1 pseudogene is annotated in these 505 nt (G+C 68.3%); it reads right to left on the reverse strand.

Annotated elements, in window-relative coordinates:
* Positions 1–466 (reverse strand): annotated as a pseudogene (locus tag D7X30_RS41420) (hypothetical protein); the annotation flags it as partial.
* Positions 467–505 lie beyond the last annotated feature (39 nt).

The raw sequence follows: 505 nt of genomic DNA on the forward strand, positions 1-505 counted from the left end.
CCCAGGCCTGGGTGAGCCACAGCTGCGCGTGCTTCAGGGCCTCCCCTCCGGCCTCGATGAGGCCATGGGCTCCGAACGCCGCCAGGCCCAACTGGATGAGCGCCGCCGCGAGCTGTCCTACGCCGGTGGGCGTCGCCGCCAGGAAGGTGGACAGCGCCTCCGCGGCGATGAAGCCCACCACCATCGCGGAGATTTCCAGCCAGTTGTCCAGGATGGCCTTGCCGTACTGGCCGGTGACCTCTGCGAAGTACTGGTCCGCCTGCCGCACGGAGGTGAGGACGTCCTCCAGATGCCGGGCGGCCTTGCGCGCCTGGGCCATCGCCTCATGGGTGATGGAGCCGCTCGACACGATTCCCTGGAGCTGGTTGGCGAAGGCGATGCTCACCAGCCAGATGCGCTCGCCCGCGACCAGCCGCACGTCACCGTCGACGCGCTGGACCCCCTTGCGGCCACTCTTCACGTTCACGTGATGAATGACATTCTCGTAGAAGCGCAGGTCCCGCCC

The organism is Corallococcus sp. AB011P, from assembly GCF_003611605.1.
GTDB lineage: Bacteria > Myxococcota > Myxococcia > Myxococcales > Myxococcaceae > Corallococcus > Corallococcus coralloides.